This is a genomic window from Lentimonas sp. CC4, assembly GCF_902728235.1.
In the GTDB taxonomy this organism is placed as follows: domain Bacteria; phylum Verrucomicrobiota; class Verrucomicrobiia; order Opitutales; family Coraliomargaritaceae; genus Lentimonas.
This window is the reverse complement of record NZ_CACVBO010000002.1, coordinates 591,783-612,062: the sequence shown is the minus strand read 5'-3', so window position 1 is coordinate 612,062 and position 20,280 is coordinate 591,783. Positions and strand designations below refer to the sequence as shown.

The window sequence follows — 20,280 nt, the reverse complement described above, 5'->3', positions numbered from 1 at the left end:
AGAACGAAACGACAACGAACCTTTTATGAAATCGATTCACACCCTGTTTGACTGCGCATGCATCGTAGCGCTCGGCCTGTTTGGCTCCGCTAATCATTGCATGGCGACTCCCACAGCACCTACCAGCGACACATCTAAATGGATATCAGGAGTGGACCTTTCTGGCCTGCCTGAGATGGAACGTATGGGCGCCGACTACACATTCAAAGGGCAAGCAATGCCCATGCTGCAGATTGTCAAGGCTGCGGAATTTGACATGGTTCGCCTGCGTCTCTTTCTCGATGCAGATGGGCGCTGGGGTGCAGTCAACGACCTACCGCACACGCTGGCACTGGCTAAACGAGTCGATGCGGCAGGCTTTCCGATCCTGCTCTCAGTGCACTACTCCGATACTTGGGCCGACCCGGGCAATCAGCATAAGCCAAAAGCCTGGGAAGGCTTGGACTTTGATAGCTTAAAACTGAAGGTTCGCGAATACACCCGAGATGTGGTGCGGGCATTTCAACACGAAGGAATCGACCTAGCGGTGATTCAACTCGGCAATGAAATCACTCCGGGCTTCATCTGGCCGGAAGGTCAACTGAAACAGGCAGACAAAAAGGCCTCCTGGACACGATTCACAGAAATGCTCCAAGCCGCAAGTATGGGTGTGCGCGATGCCGCTCCGGATGGAGGTCCGCAACGAATGATCCACATCGACCGCGGTGGCAACCTGAGCACAATGAAGTGGTTTTTCGAGGAGTTTAAGAATTACGAAGTCGATTACGAACTCATCGGGCTGAGCCATTATCCTTTTTTGCACAATACGATGGAAGAAGTGCGTGAATCGCTCACCTATCTCAACAACGAAGTCAAAGTCCCGTTCATAATCGTCGAGACCGCCCACCCGCACGGCCCAATTGGCCCCGACGAAGAGAAGCATCCCACCGGCTATAGCTATTCACCAGGTGGACAATACCGCTACCTTCGAGACCTGACCCACCTGTTGTCCGAGTTCCCCCTCGCCCGCGGCCTGTTCTATTGGTATCCTGAAGGCATCCCCACCCAAGAAGTGCCAAAGCCCTGGTATCATGGCAGAAACGCACTCTTTGACAGTCAAGGAGCGGCCTTGCCTGGACTACTCGCAATGAAACACGAGCGAGAGGTGATCGAACATACAGTCAACACGCGCGCTGCGGTAGAGACTGAATCGCCCAAAAATATTCTACTTATTTTCCCTGAAGATCTCGGACTGCAGATCGGCCCTTACGGCGACACACAAATCCCGACACCTGGACTCGATCGTCTCGCAGCCGGCGGGACCGTTTTTGACAATGCCTACGCCACCTCAGCCACCTGCAGCCCCTCACGCGCCAGCCTCTTCTCTGGCCAATACCCTCACCAAAGCGGGCACCTCGGTCTGGCGGACTATGGTTACTCAATACACCCAGGCACTCTGGTCTTCCCTCAACTCCTCAAGGAAGCAGGCTACACGACCGGACTGAGCTACAAAATCCACGTCAATCCAGAATCAATGATACGACGCCACTTTGACAAAATGTATAGTTTCGAACGGATCACTAAAGTGGATCGGACAGACACCAAAGACTGGGAAGCCCATCTACGCTACTTTCGTGAATTCCTTGGCGAACGAGACCCTGCTAAGCCATTCTATTATCAGGCACAGACGCATGACACCCATGAACCGTTCTCACGGGGTCGGTTCAAAAAAGCGCCTGAGGGCCCAAACTATCGAACAGTCGAACCCGGCGAGATTCGCCCACTCGACAGTTTCGGAGCTGATATCCCGCACACTAAATGGCTGAATAGCACACTCGCCGAATATTATAATTCAATTCAGCGCGTCGATGCCCTTGTGGACGGATTAATGACGATTTTGGAAGAAGAGGGCCTCCTGGAAAACACGGTGGTCATTTTCTCAGCAGACCACGGACCATCCTTCGCACGGGGAAAACTATCCGTCAATGAATTAGGCGTTCGCGTGCCACTGATTATACGTTGGCCGGGAGACACCAGCCACACTCAACGACTCGAAGCATTAGTCTCGCTCGTGGATCTAGCACCTACGTTTTGTCAGATTGCGGGAGTTGAGCCGCCCGCACAGTTCGTAGGTCAACCGCTGCAAGAACTGCTCTTTTCAGAATCAAGTGCAGCCACTTGGCGCTCGACGCTCGCCACCGAGTATCACTCGCACACAACAGTCGACTGGTGGCCGATGCGATCAATACGAGATAGCCGCTACAAGCTAATCGAAAACATGCTCTTCGGAACGGAAGCAGCCAATTTCCTCCTCCGTTGGGGACGCGTGCAGACAGAAGGCGAATCGCCGGACAAAACCGCAGGACTGCAGGCACCGGAAGGATCCATCGCCCGAGGCATTTATACACAAACGCAAAGCCCACCCCGCTATGAACTCTACGATCTAGAGAGGGATCCCGGTGAAACACAGAACCTGGCCAACTCACCAGAGATGCAGGCCGTCCTCGAAAGCTTGAAAGGAACGCTGAACGAGTGGCAGGTCGCCACCGATGACCCTTTCCTCGACGCTTCGTTTCTGGCCGACTTCACCGCCGCACAAATCGAAAAACAAAAAGAGATCCGAGCCTATGAAGTCGAGAACGGCACAGGCAGTTTCTGGGGAAAGCCAATTTCCAAAGGGGATTGGTCCGAGTGGCTAAAGAAGATGCGATAGCGACACTAACGCATCTGCGCCTAAGTCTCCGAGCGGGCCTTACGAATCATGGCAAAGATTTCCAACGCGGACCGCTGATCCATCTATATCTCTGCGGTTTGCTATTCTACTAGTGTTCGCCCAAGGTCGGTATTTTATCGATCTTTCAGAGCGAATCGGCGAACAGATCTCTCGGCTCTATTGATATACTGGCGCGCATCAAGATTTGTGATTCTGGACACAATACATTCGGGAGGGACGAGCTCCGCCTCGTCTTGCGGTGTGTGTGCTTTGGTTGAGTGCTGAGGCTCGGCGGACGGCGCGGAGGCTGAGCTTTACCCATAATTTTGTATCTTCTTGTTGTCGCTATGAACGCGGTTCTTTGAGCTCCTCCCCTGCGAAGCATATCCTTATACACATCTTTGAATTATCAAATCTACGTAACCCTGATTCATCAAAGGCATATTAATTGTAGCACCAAAGGTGCGGCCGATGTCAGCCTAGGGCAAAGCCCTAGAGGTGGAATGAACCATCCACCCAAAGCCCTGAAAGGGCGATCTAATCGAGCAAGTGTTTGGCCCATCCAATAGAACGCCCTTTCAGGGCTCGCTGTGTTTTTGGGGTTGAATACCCGGGGCTTTGCCCCGGGCTGACATCGGCCGCACCCTTGGTGCTACAATCATGCGAATACGCTCCACAGACTTGTGTATAAGGATATGCTTCGCAGGGAAGGAGCCTTTTTACCACCAACTTTTCACATTCTAAACTTATGGGTAAAGCTCAGCGCGGAGGCCGTCCCTCCCCAAGAACTCAATCAATTCATCAGCTACGCATGAGCCTCGGCATTTTCACAAATCATGATGCGTGCGAGTATAGCGCCAGTTAATTCAGTGTAATCATTCATGAGTATTGTCTATTTTTTTTAGATTCCATGGCAATCATGACCTCCTATCCTCGCCTGTAGGACCTGCCAGCGAAGCGGTTGTAAATCAATCACACGCAGAAGAACTCATTCGTGGGTAGAGGTGAAAAAAGCAATAATACTGGAGCAATTCTGCACCCCGGCGAAGCTCTTGGCTCAATCAATACCACAATACTTGATACGCGGCAGTAACATCTCATCGCGGTGAGCCAGTCAAACCGCAAGAAGACCCTCCCCTCAACGGATGCAGGAATCAACCACAGATGAACAGCGATGCGGTCCATCTGTGGCTTAAACTCATTCCCTTAGGATCAAACGCTCAAGATAACGACGCTTGGACCTCTGGTTCACAGCATACAGCATCAGACTTCGCTTGTCCAAAAACGCGCACACCGAATGAGGGCAACTCAATCCGCCCAGCAGGCGCGTCTCCTTGCTCCCACCCTTCGGGCAGGTCGAGTGAAACGCTTTCTGAACTATAGTTAATGACAAAGAGATGCCGTCGACTCTCGTCTTCGCGAACGCTTGCGTGAACACCGCGAGGAAGCTCCTCGGCGATGGCTTGCGTTAAATTCAATCGACCCACGACACTGCGAGAAAAGTCCCGGTGAAAATCATCACAAAAGTTAGCCGCCAGAATTATGATCTCACCTCGACCACAGGAACCATGCGAAGCAATCGATCGACCGGCCCAAAGGCCCTCAGTCAGGTCGACGATCGAACTCGCCCCCTTCAGCTGCAACAAGCCAAAGGCCCGAGAGACCTGATAGTCACCGCCGAGGCCATCCAGCAGACCGGTGGGGTGGATCGCACGCATTTCTCCTTGAAATAAAGCATCGACTTCCTCCACCTTGGCTCCAGCCGCCTCGTGAATACCAAGACCTGGCAAACCTCCGAGATGGACACGATTGGACGAGTCAACCACACCACTATGGTGACTGAGGATAAGACATCCGCCATCCTGCGCCCACTCGATCAGCGCCGCAGCCACTTTCGGCTTTAGCATATAGAGAGACGATGCAACCACGACCTTGCGGCCAACCAACTGTTCGCGAAAATCATCCGCATCGGGCCAAATAACGTCCGTCGCGACACTAGACTCCCACCAGCCGCGATGGTGCTGATGCAACATATCATGATAGGCGTCACGTGGCTCGATCCCCGTCACGATAGGTTGGCGTATGCCAAAGCTGCTGTTCAACGCCCATTGACTCTCCCAATCATGCAGGAGCGCTACCTCGGCGCGCGGGCACACTGTGCCCACGACAGATGCCTGATCCTGCAACCATGCGCCCACCTCAGCGACTTCACGGAATATTCGCGTGTCTGTGCCACTGTCATGATCGACAATGGCACCATGAAATTTCTCCATGCCGCCACGCCCTTTTCGAAATTGGAAGTAGTGGACCGCATCCCCACCATGAGCGACGACTTGCGCAGATTCGGCGAGGTGCACACCCGCAGGCTTCAGCTTATTGATCTCTTTCCAATTCACCGACGAAGGCGAACTCTCCATTAAAATCCATGACTTTCCGTCGGCAAGGCCGCGCATCAAATCGTGGATCAGAGAAGTCGCCGCGGCTTGCTGCCACATATCTTCACCCCCATCATAAGATGGATAGGAATCATTCGAGATCAAATCCAACACTTTTGACCAACGCCAGTAATCCAAGTCAGGATGAAAGCGCATATAATTAGTCGTCACCGGAACGTCCGGGGTATGCGTGCGCAGAGGCGCGATCTCATTCTCCAGAAACTCAACGTGGAGCACGTTCATAAAGCGCTTCCAGTCGACCTGCATGCCGTCGATGCTCTCATCGCGTGGGTCGATTTGCTGCCAGTCTGTGAACGTGTGATTCCAAAACCGCGCCCACCACGCATCATGTAGTGCCGACAAAGTCCCATAGCGCTGTTCCAACCACTCCCGAAAACGATTTAAGCAGTGGTCGCAAAAACACTCCCCTTGGAGTTCATTGCCTAGATGCCAGAGGCCCAAGGCAGGATGCCCCTTATAGCGCTCCGCTAAACGACTGTTCAGCGCAGCGACCTTCTCGCGATACAGAGTCGAGCTGGGGCAATGATTATGACGGAAGCCACTACGCTCGCGGAGACCATCACGCGCGACGCGACGAATCTCAGGATAGCGCTCCGACATCCACATCGGCTTACTGGCAGATGGAGTCGCCAAAAAAGCTACAATCCCCTCTGCCGCTAACCGATCCATCAACCGGTCCATCCACTCAAACTCATAGCGCCCTTCTTCCGGCTCATAGAGTGTCCAAGAAAAGATACCGATCGACAGGCTCGTGACCCCCGCCTCACGCATCCGCGCGAAATCCTCTTCGAGGATCGCCTCATCAAATTGCCACTGCTCCGGATTGTAGTCCGCTCCATGAAGTAAACGGGGAGCGCCCCCTGCCAAATGAAAAATATCTTGCATCCTTTTTAGTAAAACAGTTTATCGAAGAATCGGAAGGTTTTTCTTTATATAAATTAGAATTACCCGATAAGCATGAAAATCAGACTTTCGACTACCTCAGATCCAATAGAATCCTTCCCATATCCCCTCCCCCACGCCTGCCTGCCTCCAACCTCGGAGTCGGTGGGCATTCAGCACCTTAGGCTAAAAAAACAGAACCCCTAGCCATTTATAATCAGGAACAATCGCTATGAAAATGAATCCCTTATTCGCAGTAGGCGCCGCATTAGCATCCACTTTCACGGTCAGTGTGTTTGCCGAGCTGGAGACGGTGCTGCTGAATGCACCCTTCTCGGGCTCAACCACCGGCCCGGTTAGCGAAGCTCAGCTAAACGCAAGCACGACCGGCGGCACCTGGTCAGTGGTCACGCCCGCTGAGTCGGAAATTCTGGGTTCGGATTTCGAGGCTCCCGGCCTGCTGGCCGGTTGGGACTTTACCAATGGTGCCAAGCCCTCCCATACCAGCGATGGGCTAAGCGGCAGTTTTGACTTGAGCAACAACACCGATAATGGCTCAAAGGATGGCACCTGGGGATCGCTCTCCACCGCCCCACTGCCGAACACCAGCGGCTTAAACTGTAACAAGATAACCCTGACTGCGAGCATAGATGTCACGCTGACAGTGCCCACCGACTATTTGGTTGAACTCAGCACGCTGAATTTCGACTGGCTCGATGCATACAACTCAAGAAACGGGCTGACGGTCACTTACCTTTCAGGGGATCTCACAGGCGTAACAAACGGAACCGTGTTATACTCCGTCAGTAGTCCTGCCGACAAAGCAAACGATGTAGATGTGGATCTGACCGCGGTGCTATCCGATGTAACACTCGCATCCGATGAGCAAATCACCCTGCGCTTTGCCCTCTCTGGCGGCAGCACCTCGGCTAACTTTCTGGATAACGTGGCAGTGTTTGGCCGCTTCATGGCGCTTAATGACCGCGCTTTGAGTGCCCGAACCGGACCGTTTGATTTACGTCTCAACCTCGATGAACCCTGGATAAATGACGAAAAAACGACCCTAAATCTGAGCGTTAAACTGGCTGCACTGGATCACAACAACGGCGAAATACTCTCCATCAGTGGGCTCGATTCATCCTCTAATACACTCTTCACGGTCACCTATGACAACAGCCGAGCGATGGGCGCACTCGATTCCGAAGGAACCTTTTTTCCCGCAGGGACTGGCTGGAACGATAAGGTAAAGGACGTCGACGCTTTCGATCCCGATGACCTCAGAACCGTGATCGTGGAGCTGAAATCGTCCGGGCTGAATCTGCACGTTGATGGCAGTGCCAATGAACTGAGCGATTTTCCCTATCATATCGCAGATCCTGCTAACCTAGCGACCTTGGTAATTACTGGCGAAAGCAACACCGAAGCGTTTATTGACGATATCCTCTTGGTAAGCGAAATGGCCGTGGCGGAAACCGGCCCACTGTCTGATGTTTCAGGACTTTGGGTAACGGACCCAGACGGCGTGCAGATTGTTGAGCGCAAAGCCGATGTCGCTTTCCAGCAAGGCGCCGGATCCAACAGTCTTTATGTAGATATCGATACAACCGAGCGCTATCAGCCCATCGATGGTTTCGGTGCTTCGATGACGGATGCCTCCGCCATTTTGATTTATAATTCGCCTCACCGCGATGAAATCATGGATCAGCTATTCAATCCCGATACTGGCATCGGTATGGCACTGGTTCGCTTCCCTATGGGCGCATGCGATTTCTCCGACCATGTCTGGTCCTACGAAGATACGCAGGGCTCGTTCAATATCGATTACGACCTCACGATGCGCATCCCACTCCTCAAGCAGGCCTTGGAAATGAATCCTCAGCTCAAATTAATGGGTTCACCTTGGTCAGCCCCAGCCTGGATGAAGAGCAACGGTTCCATGAGACATGGGTCGCTGAAGCCAGAATTCGTGGATGACTACGCCCAATATTTCGTTAATTTTGTTAAGGCTTACGAAGCGCAAGGGCTGCCGATCTGGGCGATTACCGTCCAGAACGAACCCCAGCACGGAAACAACCAATATCCCACCATGAAGATGACGCCTGCCGAGCACATTGCGCTGACCAAGGCGATCGGTGCCGCATTCGCTGCGAACAATATCTCCACAAAAATCATTGTGTTCGACCACAACTACAACATCGGCGAAGACTACGTAAATGAAGTCTATGCTGACCAAGAGGCATATGATTACGCGGCGGGTTCCGCATGGCACCAATACGGTGGAGATGCGAGCTCAATGGGCAACATCAGGCGCGATTACCCCGAAAAAGGCCTCTACTTCACTGAGCGAACCGGCGAGAAAAGGCCGTTCTCGGACAACATGCATTATTTCTTCAACGATATTTTCTTCAATGCGCTGTATAACGGTGCGCGTTGCGTGCTGACATGGAATATCGCCGTCGATGAAAACGGCGGACCAAACCTTCCGAGCGTCACTTGGAATACGGCAGCCGGACTGATCGATTATGACACGACCGATGACTCTTGGACGCTCTATCCGGAATATGCAGCCATCGGACACTACGGGCGCTTTGTCCGTCCTGGAGCCATTCGCATCGATGCGGCACCCTCGAACAAAAACCTGCAGACCCTGGCCTTTAAAAACACAGATGGCACCATCGCAGTGATTGTCTATAACAACACCGGTGATGAAGCGACCTTTGACCTCAAAATTGGGGACAAGCATCTCACCAGCACACTAGCTAGACGCAATGCCGCCACCTTCCTGTTTCATGAACTCGACGACCTCGACGGCAACGGCCTCTCCGACCGCTGGGAGCTGAAGTATTTCAACGACTGGGGCATCGACCCTGAGGCCGACTCCGATGGCGACGGAGCAGATAACGGCTCCGAATATAAAGCCGGAACCGATCCCACCGACCCGAACAACAAATTAAGCATTTCACTCATCGGAACACCGAAAGAAGGAAAAATAAAAGTAACTCCGGCCTCCCGCAGCGACTTCCGCTCTTGGCATCGAAACCAGCACCGACTTGGTCAAATGGACACCTTACGAAGGCTCCGCGGTTTCCAGCACCTCCACCTCCGAGGAGTTTGACCTGCCAGACAGCACCGAGCCTGCCTTGTTTTACCGTGGAAACGTAAAATTCCCATAGACCTGCAAAAATCCTGAAACACACATTTATGATAAATACAAAAATACTTACCCCACTCTTTCTATTGGGAGCCGGATCCGTATTCGGCACATCGATACAAGAAGAACTACTCACAAAAATGACCCTCGACGAAAAGGTCGGGCAGATGGTTCAGGTCGATAGTAACGCGCTACTGGGCCACGAGGAGCACATTGCAAAGTATTTCATTGGCTCTCTTTTAAGCGGAGGTGGTTCAGACCCGTTAGATCCGGCGATTAGCGACCGGACAGCCGCAGCAGAGTTACCTCGCAGTAGTTCACCCGAAGCGTGGACTAAACATGTCGCGGCGTTGAAGCACCACGCCACGACCACACGCTTAGGCATACCGATTATTTTCGGTGTCGATGCAGTGCATGGACACAACAACGTCGATGGCGCCGTCATCTTCCCTCATAACATTGGCCTAGGTGCAACCCGCAACCCGGACCTAGTCGAGCAGGTGGGCCGGGTGACAGCGCTCGAAGTCGCGGCAACAGGAATCGATTGGACTTTTGCACCCTGCGTTGCGGTCGCCCGCAACGAACGATGGGGCCGCACTTACGAGTCCTTCTCGGAATCACCGGATCTGGCTGGAGAACTGGGTGCTGCACTGACCCGAGGCCTGCAAGGTGCAGATCTTTCCTCAAGCACTTCCATACTCGCCTGCGCCAAGCATTATGTGGGCGACGGCGGCACCATGAATGGTATCGACCGAGGCGATGTCGTGTCTGATGAAGCGACACTCAGAGCCCTCCATATCGAGCCCTTCCAAGCGGCTATCGATGCGGGCACCCTGTCGATCATGGCGTCCTACAACAGTTGGAACGGACAGAAATTGCACGGTCATGACTACTTGATTCGCGAGGTGCTCAAAGGTGAAATGAAGTATTCAGGATTCGTGATATCGGATTGGGCGGCGATCGATGAACTGCCTGGCGACTACAAAAGCGATATCGAGACATCTGTAAATGCGGGGATCGATATGTTTATGATCCCGACCGGCCCGAACGCGCAAGGTGAAGGAGAGCATTCCTACATCGAATTCATCACGCTCCTCAAAGAACTTGTCGACGAGGGCAAAGTATCACTCGCACGTATCGATGACGCGGTCTTGCGGATTCTGACTGTAAAGGCAGAGTTAGGCCTGTTTGAGACTCCCAAAGGTGCTCCTGGATTGGAGCAAAAAATTGGCAGCGAAGCACATCGCGCCGTCGCACGCGAATCCGTGCGGCAGTCACTGGTGTTGCTCCAGAACAAATCAAATCGCCTGCCACTCGCGAAGAGCATCAAGCGCATCAGCGTCGCCGGAAGAGGTGCTGACAACCTCGGCATGCAGTGCGGCGGATGGAGCATCGGCTGGCAGGGAGAAATGGGTGAGATCACCTCCGGTGGCACGACTATTTTAGAGGCAATCCGTGCGACCGTTTCCGACGACACCGAGGTCGTGCATTCGGCCGATGGCAGCGATGTGGCCGGTTCCTCCGTAGCCGTGGTCGTTGTTGGTGAAGCGCCGTATGCAGAGGGCAAAGGAGATCGTGAATCACTGGATCTCGATCCCGCAGACCAAGCCGTGATCCAACGCTGCCACGATGCAGGCGTGCCAGTGGTGCTTGTGCTATTGTCTGGCCGCCCGCTCCTGCTAGGCGACGCACTGGAGCAAAGCGACGCCATTGTTGCAGCATGGCTACCGGGAACCGAGGCACGAGGCATTGCAGACGTGCTCTTTGGTGATTTCGCGCCCGTAGGCAAACTGCCTTTCACTTGGGCGAAATCCATGGATCAGGTTCCTATGAATGTAGGCGATCCAGTCTATGACCCGCTGTTCGAATTTGGCTTCGGACTAGAATATTAATGAGAAGGTAACGCAGAGGGATTCACGAGGCCAGATGGCCAGCCCCTCTCAGTAACGTCTAGAGAAAGTAAAGTATGATAACAGCAAAATACAAATGGATTCAAATGGTAGCGGCGGGATTCCTGTCGGCCGTATGCGCATGCGCCGAACCAACCGGGGTGCAGGTATTTTTCTCATCGGAACTGATGCCGAAATCATCGCGTTGGTATTCCGATCCCATTCCAGAGTCAGAATGGCGCTTCACACTGGATCAACAGGCAGACCTGCCCATGACCCGTATCGGCGGGGCGGAACTGCCTGTGATCTCGATCGACCCCGACCAGTCGTTCCAAACGCTGCTTGGTATCGGCACGTCACTGGAGGACACTTCGACCTATGCCATGCAGAAGAACCGCAGCGACGAGGAAATCAAAGCACTGCTGCGCCAACTCGTAGATCCAGTTGAGGGCCTGGGCATGACGATGTATCGCGTCGCACTCGGTGCCAGCGACTTTTCGGACGGCCGATCCGTATCGGATCATCCGCAGGGATTCTACAGCTATCAAGATCAGGAGGATGGCCCGTTTTCCATCGAAAACGATCGAAAGCTCGGCATCATCCGCGTGGTCAAACTACTACAGGAAGTGGCCGAGGACTGCGGACAGGATCTGGTGTTCTTTGGATCGACTTGGAGTCCGCCCGGCTGGATGAAAGACAGCGGAACCCTCATTGGAGGCAAACTTAAGCGCGAGCATTTTGCTGATTTTGCCACTTACCTTCGCAAGTCGGTTCAAGCCTACGCGGATGAAGGCATACCGCTGTATGCAATCACGGTGAATAACGAGCACTATTTCGTGCCGAAGACCTATCCGGGCTGCTACTTCACGTTTTGGGACGAGGCCTTGATCACCCGAGAGATCAATCGTGAGTTCCTAGAGCATGACCTAACAACTCGCGTATGGGTTTGCGACCACAACTACAACCATTCTGGCAACGCCATCAAGACATTGAACGGTTACAAAAAAATGGTGCCAGAAAACAGATTAGTCGATGGCGCCGCATTCCACCACTACGGCGGAAGTGTGGAGGCGCTCTCGAAGGTGCATGAGGCGCATCCGGACATGAATATTGTTTTCACTGAGGGTTCGAAATGGGGCACCGAAGGAATGGATGCGATCGTCCAATTGTTCCGCAACTGGAGCACCAGCTACATGAACTGGGTCACCATGACCACCCGAACTTTGGATGAGCACAATCAGGGTCCCTACAACCATGCCAAGATACTCAGCCCGACAATGCTGGTGCAGGAGGACGGAGACAGCAAGGAGTTCTATAAAACGCCCGAGTTTTATCTCTACGGACAATTTTCAAAATTCATCCGCCCGGGAGCGGTGCGTATCGACAGCAGTGCAGGCACCCCCGAAACCGTTTCGAACGTGGCCTTCCGAAATCCCGACGGAACGATTGTAGTGGTCGTCGTGAACCAGAACCCATGGGTGCAACGCTTCTATCTACGGATGGGAGAGTCCCAAACGGCCAGCTCGATTCCGCCTTCGACCGTGGCGACCTATCTCTTCCCCGCCACCCTACCATCCATGACACTCGATCCCGTTGCCCCGCCGCAGATAATTGGACCGGAAATACCGACCGGGACAGGCAAAATACTGAAGCAATGGTGGCTCAATACACCCGACTTCTATAAGGTCAAGGATGTGTATGCGGACGCTGGCATACCAGCAAACCCAGCAGGATCGGTCTTGCTTTCGGAAATGAATACGAAGGATGAATGGGAAGCGCAGTCCATCAGTTTGCTACGGGGCTATGTCCACCCGAATATGACAGGAGAGTATACCTTCTATGTCCTCGGCAACAGCAAAGCACAGCTCTATTTAAGCAGCGACGCAGATCCCGAAAACACACAAGAAATCGCCGTTTGCTCGAGTTGGGCGCGAAGCTTCGACCAACATCCAGATCAGAAATCGAAGCCGATCCGCCTCGAAGCCGGACGAAAATATTACATAGAAGCGCGCCAGACTGGTAAGAAAAAGAATGGACGTGTCTCCGTCGCCTGGGATCTACCGGGCCTGGAGAATCAGACTGTGATATCCGGTAAATTCATTTCAGAATTCACGGAATAGGCAGCACCCTCAACTTGCAATACAGGCGTTCAAGAATCCGGCCACACAGTAGAGTCTAGAAGATTGTCATATTTTCAATTTGGATGATTACTCGCCCCAAGGGGGCAACCTATATCAGCCCGGGGCAACGCCCCGGGAATTCAAACTCCAGACAGCCAGCCCTGAAAGGGCGTTCTATTCGATAGGCCAAGCCTTTGCGCGCTTAAATACGGCTCATCGTCATTTACTGAGGAAAGGTATGGCAAGGAAGCTGGATTGAAGTTCATAGGGGTGTGCCCATCACACTCCCAATCTCCCCCTCTCTAGCGCAAGCGGTTGTAAAATATTACGTATCCTCAGCCAAAGAAGCTGAGTGCGAAGCCCGCTAAACCAGTGGTTCTATGCATCCACTCTCCGGTAAATGACGATGCACCTTAAATACTGGGGCAAGCGGCTGGAAGCACGCTTCTACTGTGGCTTAAATTAGTGCCATTCGGGTTTGGCGTGTGTCGGAGTGCCCCTGGGGCATTGGTTGATCCCTCAACCGCCAGAAGCACGACGGATCAATTTGACAGGCAGTGTCACTTGAGCTTTAGCTGGCTTATCCCCATCCATTAAAGTTTGCAGCATTTCCACTGCCTTAATTGCCAGGTCACCCAAAGGCTCTTCAATCGTCGTGAGCGGCGGAACCAGTAATGAAGAGAGTCGGTCATTTTCCCCTCCGATCACGGCAATGTCTTTGGGAATCTCCTGCTTCAAAACATAGTGAAGCAAGTGTAGCGCTTCGACCGCCTCCATACTTGAACCGGGCACGTAGACCGCATCGGCCCGCATACGCACGAGACTATTGAGTGCCACATAGAAAGGCTCTCCTTGCGCCACCGTCAGAAACAAATTTTCATCCAGACTTAGGCCTGCCTCTTGGAGTCCCCGCTTAAAGCCCCTCAATCGAGCCCTATTGGGCGCGCCATCGTAGGCAAAAAAGGCTGGGCGCTTACGCCCGCATTCGACGAAGTGCAGTGCTGCAAGATAGCCGGCCTGCTCATGATCCGAATTCACTGTATAGCGATCTTTCGTTTTCTCAAAAAGGTCAATGTGAACGACAGGCAAACGCTTCTCTAATTGCTCGATAGCCGCTTCGACATGAGGCCCATGAGAAACGACAATAATGCCATTAATGTAGGCAGTCTGAAGAGAGTCGAGTGCCGCCTCTGGCAACTGCAGCGCCATCTCCCGGCGAGTTAACTCAAAGGCTAGATGCTGCGTGAGACTAGCAGAATACCCAGCAATACGGTCGCGATAATCTTCCTCAGTAATGACGGCGATCTCACGGCGACGAACCGCAGCCTGCGGAGCGAAACCAAGTTCTCTAGCTGCGGCCAGCACTTTCTCACGCGTCGAGGTCTTCACCCGATCACGGTTGTTAATGACGCGACTGACCGTGCCTGGAGAAACACCGATGTGAGCAGCCACATCATAGATGCTCACTTTTGACCCCGGCTTTTTCGGTTTCGTCGCTTGATTCGTAGATTTTGGAGCGTCTGCCATAAACTCTATTACAAGTGTTAAAGCGCTTACACTGCAAGTCGAATAGATTGACTACCAGTGATATGTTTTAGCGCTTAATCAATTGATAAAACTCTTTAATAATAAAATTAACTATGCAATATGTTTCTTGCCTTGCAGAATGCTATAAGCGAGAAAACAATTATGAATACCTTAGAAGTTAGTCTTTGGTAGTGAGTCGCTCATCGGTGATCTCTGCTGAACAAACAACAGTGCTGATCACAACAAATACGAGAGACGTGGTGAATCTGACTGATTGCTTCATATATATAAATAGCGTTTCTCGAACGAAAAGGACGCGAGCCGCGATCACTCAGCGCTGGGTTCAATGATCCATCGCAGGAACCCAACAGGCTGCTCAGCAGTATCCAAACTGAAGCGCACCGCATCGCCAACAGTGGCTGGATCGACGGGAAACCATTCATCTAGATCCCAACTCCCTTTGGCTCCGTATGCAATGCCGTCCACACGGTCGGTCTGAACGTAAAACTGACTCCCCTCAATGCTACCAACGGGAACCTCGGCAGCGTCGGCAGGATCGCTGGCGTCCAAGCCAAACGCCATCTCTAGGCCGTTGGCCAGACCATCGCCATCGAGGTCTGCATCAAACCCTTTGAGCAGCTCATCCCCAGGCTTATCAGCCATGTATGCCTCATAGGCAGCGTTTGTAGCGACTGAAGCCACATTCATCAAATAAGTGACCGCTTCCCCCTCGCCGATCGAAACAGCGAGATGCTGCTCTGATAGCTCAATATCAAAATCAACAGTATAGCTATTTTTATTATAAGCCACGACAGCGACGCTGCCATCAGTGTTTTTAAAAGCAGTCACATAGAGCTTATCATTGAAGTCGGGATCGACGGTGACCCCAATCCGCACAGCACCAGGCTTTACCGCCTTTGAGTATTGCCCTAGAGCCGCATACTCCGCCCACAATTGATAGCTGTCAGAGTCGCTATCATATTCGATCAAACCGGCCGCCTCATCCCAATTAACATTAGGCAAGCGTGGGCCACCCGTTTCGTCGATCGCGATATTCCAGGTTAGCAAGGTCTGCGAATCGTTGTTCAACGCATTATAAAAAATATCACCCATGAAATAGTTAAAGTTGCTAGACCATTGAAATTTTTGCGTCTTCGTGCGGTCATTGCTGCCGGTGCGCTCAGTAAGGTAGACTCCTTTGCTAGGATACGCCGCAGAGATCGCCCCCATCGACGTGGCATTACCGCCATACTGATGCCAAGCCGACCCGATGACACTGGAAAATGCATCCGAATCCGCATAGACAGCGTCCACGTAGGCTTCGCCGATATCGTAATTGTGATCGAAGCAGATAATTTTGGTATCGATCTCATTGGCTTCGAATGCTGTCACCATCTCAGCGATAATAGCGATTTGCTGAGCCGCAGTCATCCATGTGGTCGGGTATGAAGTGGTCGAATGTTGCGGTTCATTTTGAGGCGCAACTGACCAAATGGGCAGTCCCTCGGCCTCGTATGCTTGAATGAAATCGACAAAATAATTAGCATATTCGTCGTAGTGTTCAGACTGAACCTGCCCACCTTCCATCTTACCTGTCGTCTTCATCCATGCGGGTGCCGACCATGGGACCGCAGTCAATTTGAGATCGGGGTTCAACTGCAAGGCCTGCTTGAGCAATGGGATGGTATACGCAAGGTCTCGGGCAATTGTAAATTCTCCCTGAACATCTTCATAGGACCAAACATCGATCGAAAAATCGCACGCGCCCATCGGGATTCTGACCAAAGAGAGACCGATTCCTGTTTCGGGATCGAACAACTTCTCCATGATTTCATTTCGATCATCTGATTCATAGATAATCTTAGCGGATGCTTCTGTCATCGATGCTCCAAATCCTACGATGGGCTGATGTTCGTCAAAAAAGTCTAGCGAGACTTTAGCGGTCTGGCTTCCCTCTCCTGCTTGCATTGCGCGATCGGCTTGTGCGAGGACAACATCTCCAGAGTAGCCCGTGTAACGAGCCGACATCCAAGACTCGACACTCGCAAATTCAGGAGTCGGATTCGGTGTCGGATCCTCTGTCGTCAGCAACGCTCCCGTCAGACTATTTACCTGAGCGCCGGTAAAGCCGAAGTTACCACCATTCGTCCATTGAAAATATAGATACGCCCCATCCCCGATGAGCGCATCATAGAGGCTTTGATCAATCCCGGTAATCGTGCCAATGCCAGTATTCACTCCAGCCGTCAGATTACTTAAAATGATATCCACAGAGCTACTTTCGGCGTCCGAACTAAGAGCAATCGTGTATTTGAATTCCAATACATCCCCATCAGAGAAGGCTCTAGAGATACTGCTCACTCCAGGGAACGCCGAGTAGCCTTGCCTTAAGCGATAAACGGCACTTCCAGATTCTGTAGCAAATTGAACTTGTGCGCTGGCCCCGGGAGTGCCCAGAGATACATGACTCGACGTATTGTCAGCCTTCAGACCAACCATGAATGTATTCGAGGTCAAATCGGTAGCCTCATAGCTCCCTAGGTATTGAAAATTAATCGCAGCCTCATACCGCTGCCCGACGGCAAGCGCCCGAGGTATGTTTAAGACCGCAATTTTATTGGTGCCCGTCGACTGCACCTTCCCTGCACCAGATGCCTCAGAAATTAGCCACTCCGTATCCGCATTCCATGCGCCACTGGCATTTAATGCGCCATCGCTATAATCAGGGGAAGTGAAAGTGATCGTTTGCGAGCAAAGACTTGCCGTGCACCCGACGAGAACGCCCGCGTAAGCTATTAATTTAAGTTTCATTTTCGATCATCTCCATATAGAATTGTCTGTATCGCGCGCGCAGGAATGGTGATGTCCACCTCGCCCTCGTCGACATGCAGGGAATAGAGAATTTCATTCTCCGTGTGATTCATTACCACGCTGACCATCGATCCATCTGGATTTTGATACGAAGTCGAATAGAGGGCACTACGGCTACTCACTGTGCTCATACGCTGTGCTCCAGGCTTAATGAACTTGGACATGTGCCCGATGTAATAATAGGTCGGCGTAAAGATCAGCTCACCGGTGCGGGTATCGGCATGCACAGGGGCGAAGCAGAAATTACCGACATGGTTCGGCCCGCCCGTATGATCGAGCAGGATGTTCCAATCCGTCCAACCACAAGTGCCACGATTGAAGTCCTTAATCATATTTCTGCCGTAGCGTTCCGCGTTGGCCCAGAACTGATACTTAGCAGGATCAAATGCCTCACAGCAGCCCTCCGTGAACAGCACGTGCTTGTCAGGAAAGTCCTCCCGCACGCGACTGATATTACTGCTCATCTCCAAGCCGCCGGTCCAATTTTCATACCAGTGGTAGCCGATCCCCCACGCATACTTCGAGGCTTCTGGGTCTGAGAAAATCACACTGGCGCGACGGTTGATCAGATCTCGGTTATGATCCCATACGACTATTTTTTTGTCGCCGAAGCCAGCCTCGTCAAATGCGGGTCCAAGGAAATCCTTCAAAAAGTCGCGCTCGTCCTCCGCTGAATAGATACAGCTTTCCCAACGCTGCGTCGCCATCGGTTCGTTCTGAATGGTGACGCCCCAGACTGGAATTCCCTCGGCCTCATAGGCTTCGATGAATTTCACGAAATAGTTCGCCCATGCGCCTCTGTATTCGGGCAGCAATTGCCCGCCCTGCAGCATGTCTTCCCTCCCCTTCATAAACGGAGGCGGGCTCCAAGGGCTGGCATAGAAGACTCCCTTCTCACCAATCGCAGCCATGGCTCGTTTAATAAAAGGGATCCGAAGCTCCCGATCCTTCTCGATCGAGAAAGTCTTCAGCTCTGCGTCGCCCTCTTCGATGTAGGTGAAACTTGAAGAACTGAAATCGCAACTATGGATCGAGGTGCGCACCAGATTGTAGGCGATGCCTTCGTCTTCATCAAAGTAGGCCGTCAACAGTTCCTGCTGTTTGTCGGCTGGTAGTTTCGCAAAGACCTCGGCACTGGCATCCGTAATCGCACCACCGATGCCGAAAAAGCGCTCATACTGTTTGTCCGTATCCACAAAGACGTGCACTTCGTTTTCGGTGGGTTGATCCGCCGGGCGAAATTCCCCGCCCGCCGTCTGCGCGAGACGAAGCTCAGTATCTTTTGCGGTGGTGTAGACGCTGATGCTCGCACAATGGGCGACCGAAGCCGCCAGAAGCGAGGTGAGGTAAATTAGTTTACTTTTCATATTCTTGTGTGTTCTAAAATCCATCGTTCGGGTAACGAATGATCATATCCGGCTATTCCGGATGGCGAATCGAAGGAGCATCGGTCGCTGCGAGAATCGCTTCCATCCATGCAAGGGATATCTCCGAATCCTCACTACTAGTGCGCCAGTTCGACCACTTTGTCCGAATCTCCTCAAACGAATCGCTCGTCACATCGGGAATGTTCGCCTTCCCATTCACTTGTTTCAACATGGAGTTCATCCACGTCTTATAACTCCACCACGAGTAGGAAATCCCAGAAGCGGTCAGCGCCTCTAAGATGCCATCCTTCCCGCCATCTTTAACGTGAAACTCGCCCACATAGACGGGCACTCCAAACGTATCCGTAATTTCTCGCGCCTTGCTGATGATTTTTGCCGAATCGTTGTAAAAGTGCGAAGAATAAACGACATTCGTCAACCCTAGGTCCTGAGGATCTGGAAAGCCATACGCACTGAACGCATACATCATGAAGATGATGTGATCGGGATCCACTTCGCGCACCGTATGATACGCCTGCTCCATGATCGGCCACAAGTGTGGACGGTCTCGCTTGGCATCCGACTTCGGTTCGTTGAGAATATCATAACCCGCGACAGCTGGATTCCCCACAAACTCTTCTGCCAGACCGCGCAGAAATTTGAAATACATCTGCTGGCGACGTTCATCCGTGTAAAGATTGAGCACTCTATTTTTGGTCAAGGTCGGATGTTCCACCCCCTCTGGGACCCAAGTTTGTTGACCGGAATGATCGTTTCCGTTCGGCGTGCCCGGCGGACCGTGGACATCCAGAATGGTATACATTCCGTATTGACGCGCCATCTCCACCGCCCATTTCAAGCGCTCAAATTTCCACGGATACCAGTTACCCTCTCGGTCCATGTGATTCTCGTAGTAAATGACCAGCCGCACCACATTCGAACCGGACCGCCCAATGATCTCAAAATCCGGCTCCGTGATAAACGCATCTTGAAAGGCATTGATCAACTCCCAGCGCTTTACTTCACCGAAACGAGCATCCAATGCACCTCTTAAGCTGACCTCATCAAACACATTTTTATATTTTTCATTCTTATCGGCATACCTGGGATGCAAAGGCGACATGTGCGACTCCATCAACATCCAGCCTCCTAAGTTTGGGCCGACCAATTGAACGACCTCTCCCTGCCCTCCCTGGTTTTTAATCAAAGTGCCACTGGTCTTTAAGAAATCAGCGGGCAAGTCATTCGCGTTGAGTGCCCCTGCGAATAGCACTGCGATGAACAACAGTGGCATAGTGCGGATGTTAATGGACATGGAGTATCTA

At 52.3% G+C, this 20,280-nt stretch carries 9 protein-coding genes; 4 read left to right on the top strand and 5 right to left on the bottom strand.

The window, feature by feature from the left end; all coding sequences use genetic code 11:
• The first annotated feature begins 25 nt into the window (after window positions 1-25).
• Complete coding sequence (locus GZZ87_RS18840; RefSeq protein WP_162027853.1) at window positions 26-2,692, top strand: glycosyl hydrolase 53 family protein; 2,667 nt, start codon at window positions 26-28, stop codon at window positions 2,690-2,692.
• 1,220 nt (window positions 2,693-3,912) lie between these two features.
• Here GZZ87_RS18840 and GZZ87_RS18835 read toward each other — a convergent pair.
• A complete protein-coding gene (locus tag GZZ87_RS18835) occupies window positions 3,913-6,033 on the bottom strand; it encodes a beta-galactosidase (RefSeq protein WP_162028206.1) in 2,121 nt (706 codons plus the stop codon).
• 235 nt (window positions 6,034-6,268) lie between these two features.
• Between GZZ87_RS18835 and GZZ87_RS18830 the strand changes: the two genes are divergently transcribed.
• The 3 genes from GZZ87_RS18830 to GZZ87_RS18820 all read left to right on the top strand — a co-directional run bounded on the left by GZZ87_RS18830 (window position 6,269) and on the right by GZZ87_RS18820 (window position 13,190).
• Window positions 6,269-9,145 carry a glycoside hydrolase family 30 beta sandwich domain-containing protein gene (locus GZZ87_RS18830; RefSeq protein WP_162028205.1) on the top strand — a complete coding sequence of 959 codons (2,877 nt, stop codon included), beginning with the start codon at window positions 6,269-6,271 and terminating at the stop codon, window positions 9,143-9,145.
• Window positions 9,146-9,231: 86 nt separating this feature from the next.
• A complete protein-coding gene (locus GZZ87_RS18825) occupies window positions 9,232-11,073 on the top strand; it encodes a glycoside hydrolase family 3 N-terminal domain-containing protein (protein ID WP_162028204.1) in 1,842 nt (613 codons plus the stop codon).
• A 74-nt stretch (window positions 11,074-11,147) separates the two neighbouring features.
• Window positions 11,148-13,190 carry a glycoside hydrolase family 30 beta sandwich domain-containing protein gene (locus tag GZZ87_RS18820; protein ID WP_162028203.1) on the top strand — a complete coding sequence of 681 codons (2,043 nt, stop codon included), beginning with the start codon at window positions 11,148-11,150 and terminating at the stop codon, window positions 13,188-13,190.
• A 519-nt stretch (window positions 13,191-13,709) separates the two neighbouring features.
• On the opposite strand, the gene GZZ87_RS18815 is transcribed toward GZZ87_RS18820, so the two are convergent.
• The 4 genes from GZZ87_RS18815 to GZZ87_RS18800 form a co-directional block, all read right to left on the bottom strand.
• Window positions 13,710-14,717, bottom strand: coding sequence for a LacI family DNA-binding transcriptional regulator (locus tag GZZ87_RS18815; RefSeq protein ID WP_162028202.1), 1,008 nt, complete (start codon window positions 14,715-14,717; stop codon window positions 13,710-13,712).
• A gap of 327 nt (window positions 14,718-15,044) precedes the next feature.
• The gene (locus tag GZZ87_RS18810) at window positions 15,045-17,528 is read right to left on the bottom strand and encodes a glycoside hydrolase family 30 beta sandwich domain-containing protein (protein ID WP_162028201.1); all 2,484 of its coding nucleotides are present in this window, start codon (window positions 17,526-17,528) and stop codon (window positions 15,045-15,047) included.
• Complete coding sequence (locus tag GZZ87_RS18805; RefSeq protein ID WP_244647996.1) at window positions 17,525-18,955, bottom strand: glycoside hydrolase family 30 protein; 1,431 nt, start codon at window positions 18,953-18,955, stop codon at window positions 17,525-17,527. The genes GZZ87_RS18810 and GZZ87_RS18805 overlap by 4 nt, the downstream gene beginning before the upstream one ends.
• A 52-nt stretch (window positions 18,956-19,007) precedes the next feature.
• Window positions 19,008-20,270: a cellulase family glycosylhydrolase gene (locus GZZ87_RS18800; RefSeq protein WP_162028199.1), complete on the bottom strand. Its 1,263-nt coding sequence runs from the start codon at window positions 20,268-20,270 to the stop codon at window positions 19,008-19,010.
• Between the last annotated feature and the right edge of the window lie 10 nt (window positions 20,271-20,280).

Excerpts from the sequence above, each read along its gene's own strand:
- GZZ87_RS18820 (WP_162028203.1), top strand. The coding sequence starts at position 11,148 with ATGATAACAGCAAAATACAAATGGATTCAAATGGTAGCGGCGGGATTC.
- GZZ87_RS18830 (WP_162028205.1), top strand. The coding sequence starts at position 6,269 with ATGAATCCCTTATTCGCAGTAGGCGCCGCATTAGCATCCACTTTCACG.
- GZZ87_RS18800 (WP_162028199.1), bottom strand. The coding sequence starts at position 20,270 with ATGTCCATTAACATCCGCACTATGCCACTGTTGTTCATCGCAGTGCTA.
- GZZ87_RS18810 (WP_162028201.1), bottom strand. The coding sequence starts at position 17,528 with ATGAAACTTAAATTAATAGCTTACGCGGGCGTTCTCGTCGGGTGCACG.
- GZZ87_RS18805 (WP_244647996.1), bottom strand. The coding sequence starts at position 18,955 with ATGAAAAGTAAACTAATTTACCTCACCTCGCTTCTGGCGGCTTCGGTC.
- GZZ87_RS18835 (WP_162028206.1), bottom strand. The coding sequence starts at position 6,033 with ATGCAAGATATTTTTCATTTGGCAGGGGGCGCTCCCCGTTTACTTCAT.
- GZZ87_RS18815 (WP_162028202.1), bottom strand. The coding sequence starts at position 14,717 with ATGGCAGACGCTCCAAAATCTACGAATCAAGCGACGAAACCGAAAAAG.
- GZZ87_RS18840 (WP_162027853.1), top strand. The coding sequence starts at position 26 with ATGAAATCGATTCACACCCTGTTTGACTGCGCATGCATCGTAGCGCTC.
- GZZ87_RS18825 (WP_162028204.1), top strand. The coding sequence starts at position 9,232 with ATGATAAATACAAAAATACTTACCCCACTCTTTCTATTGGGAGCCGGA.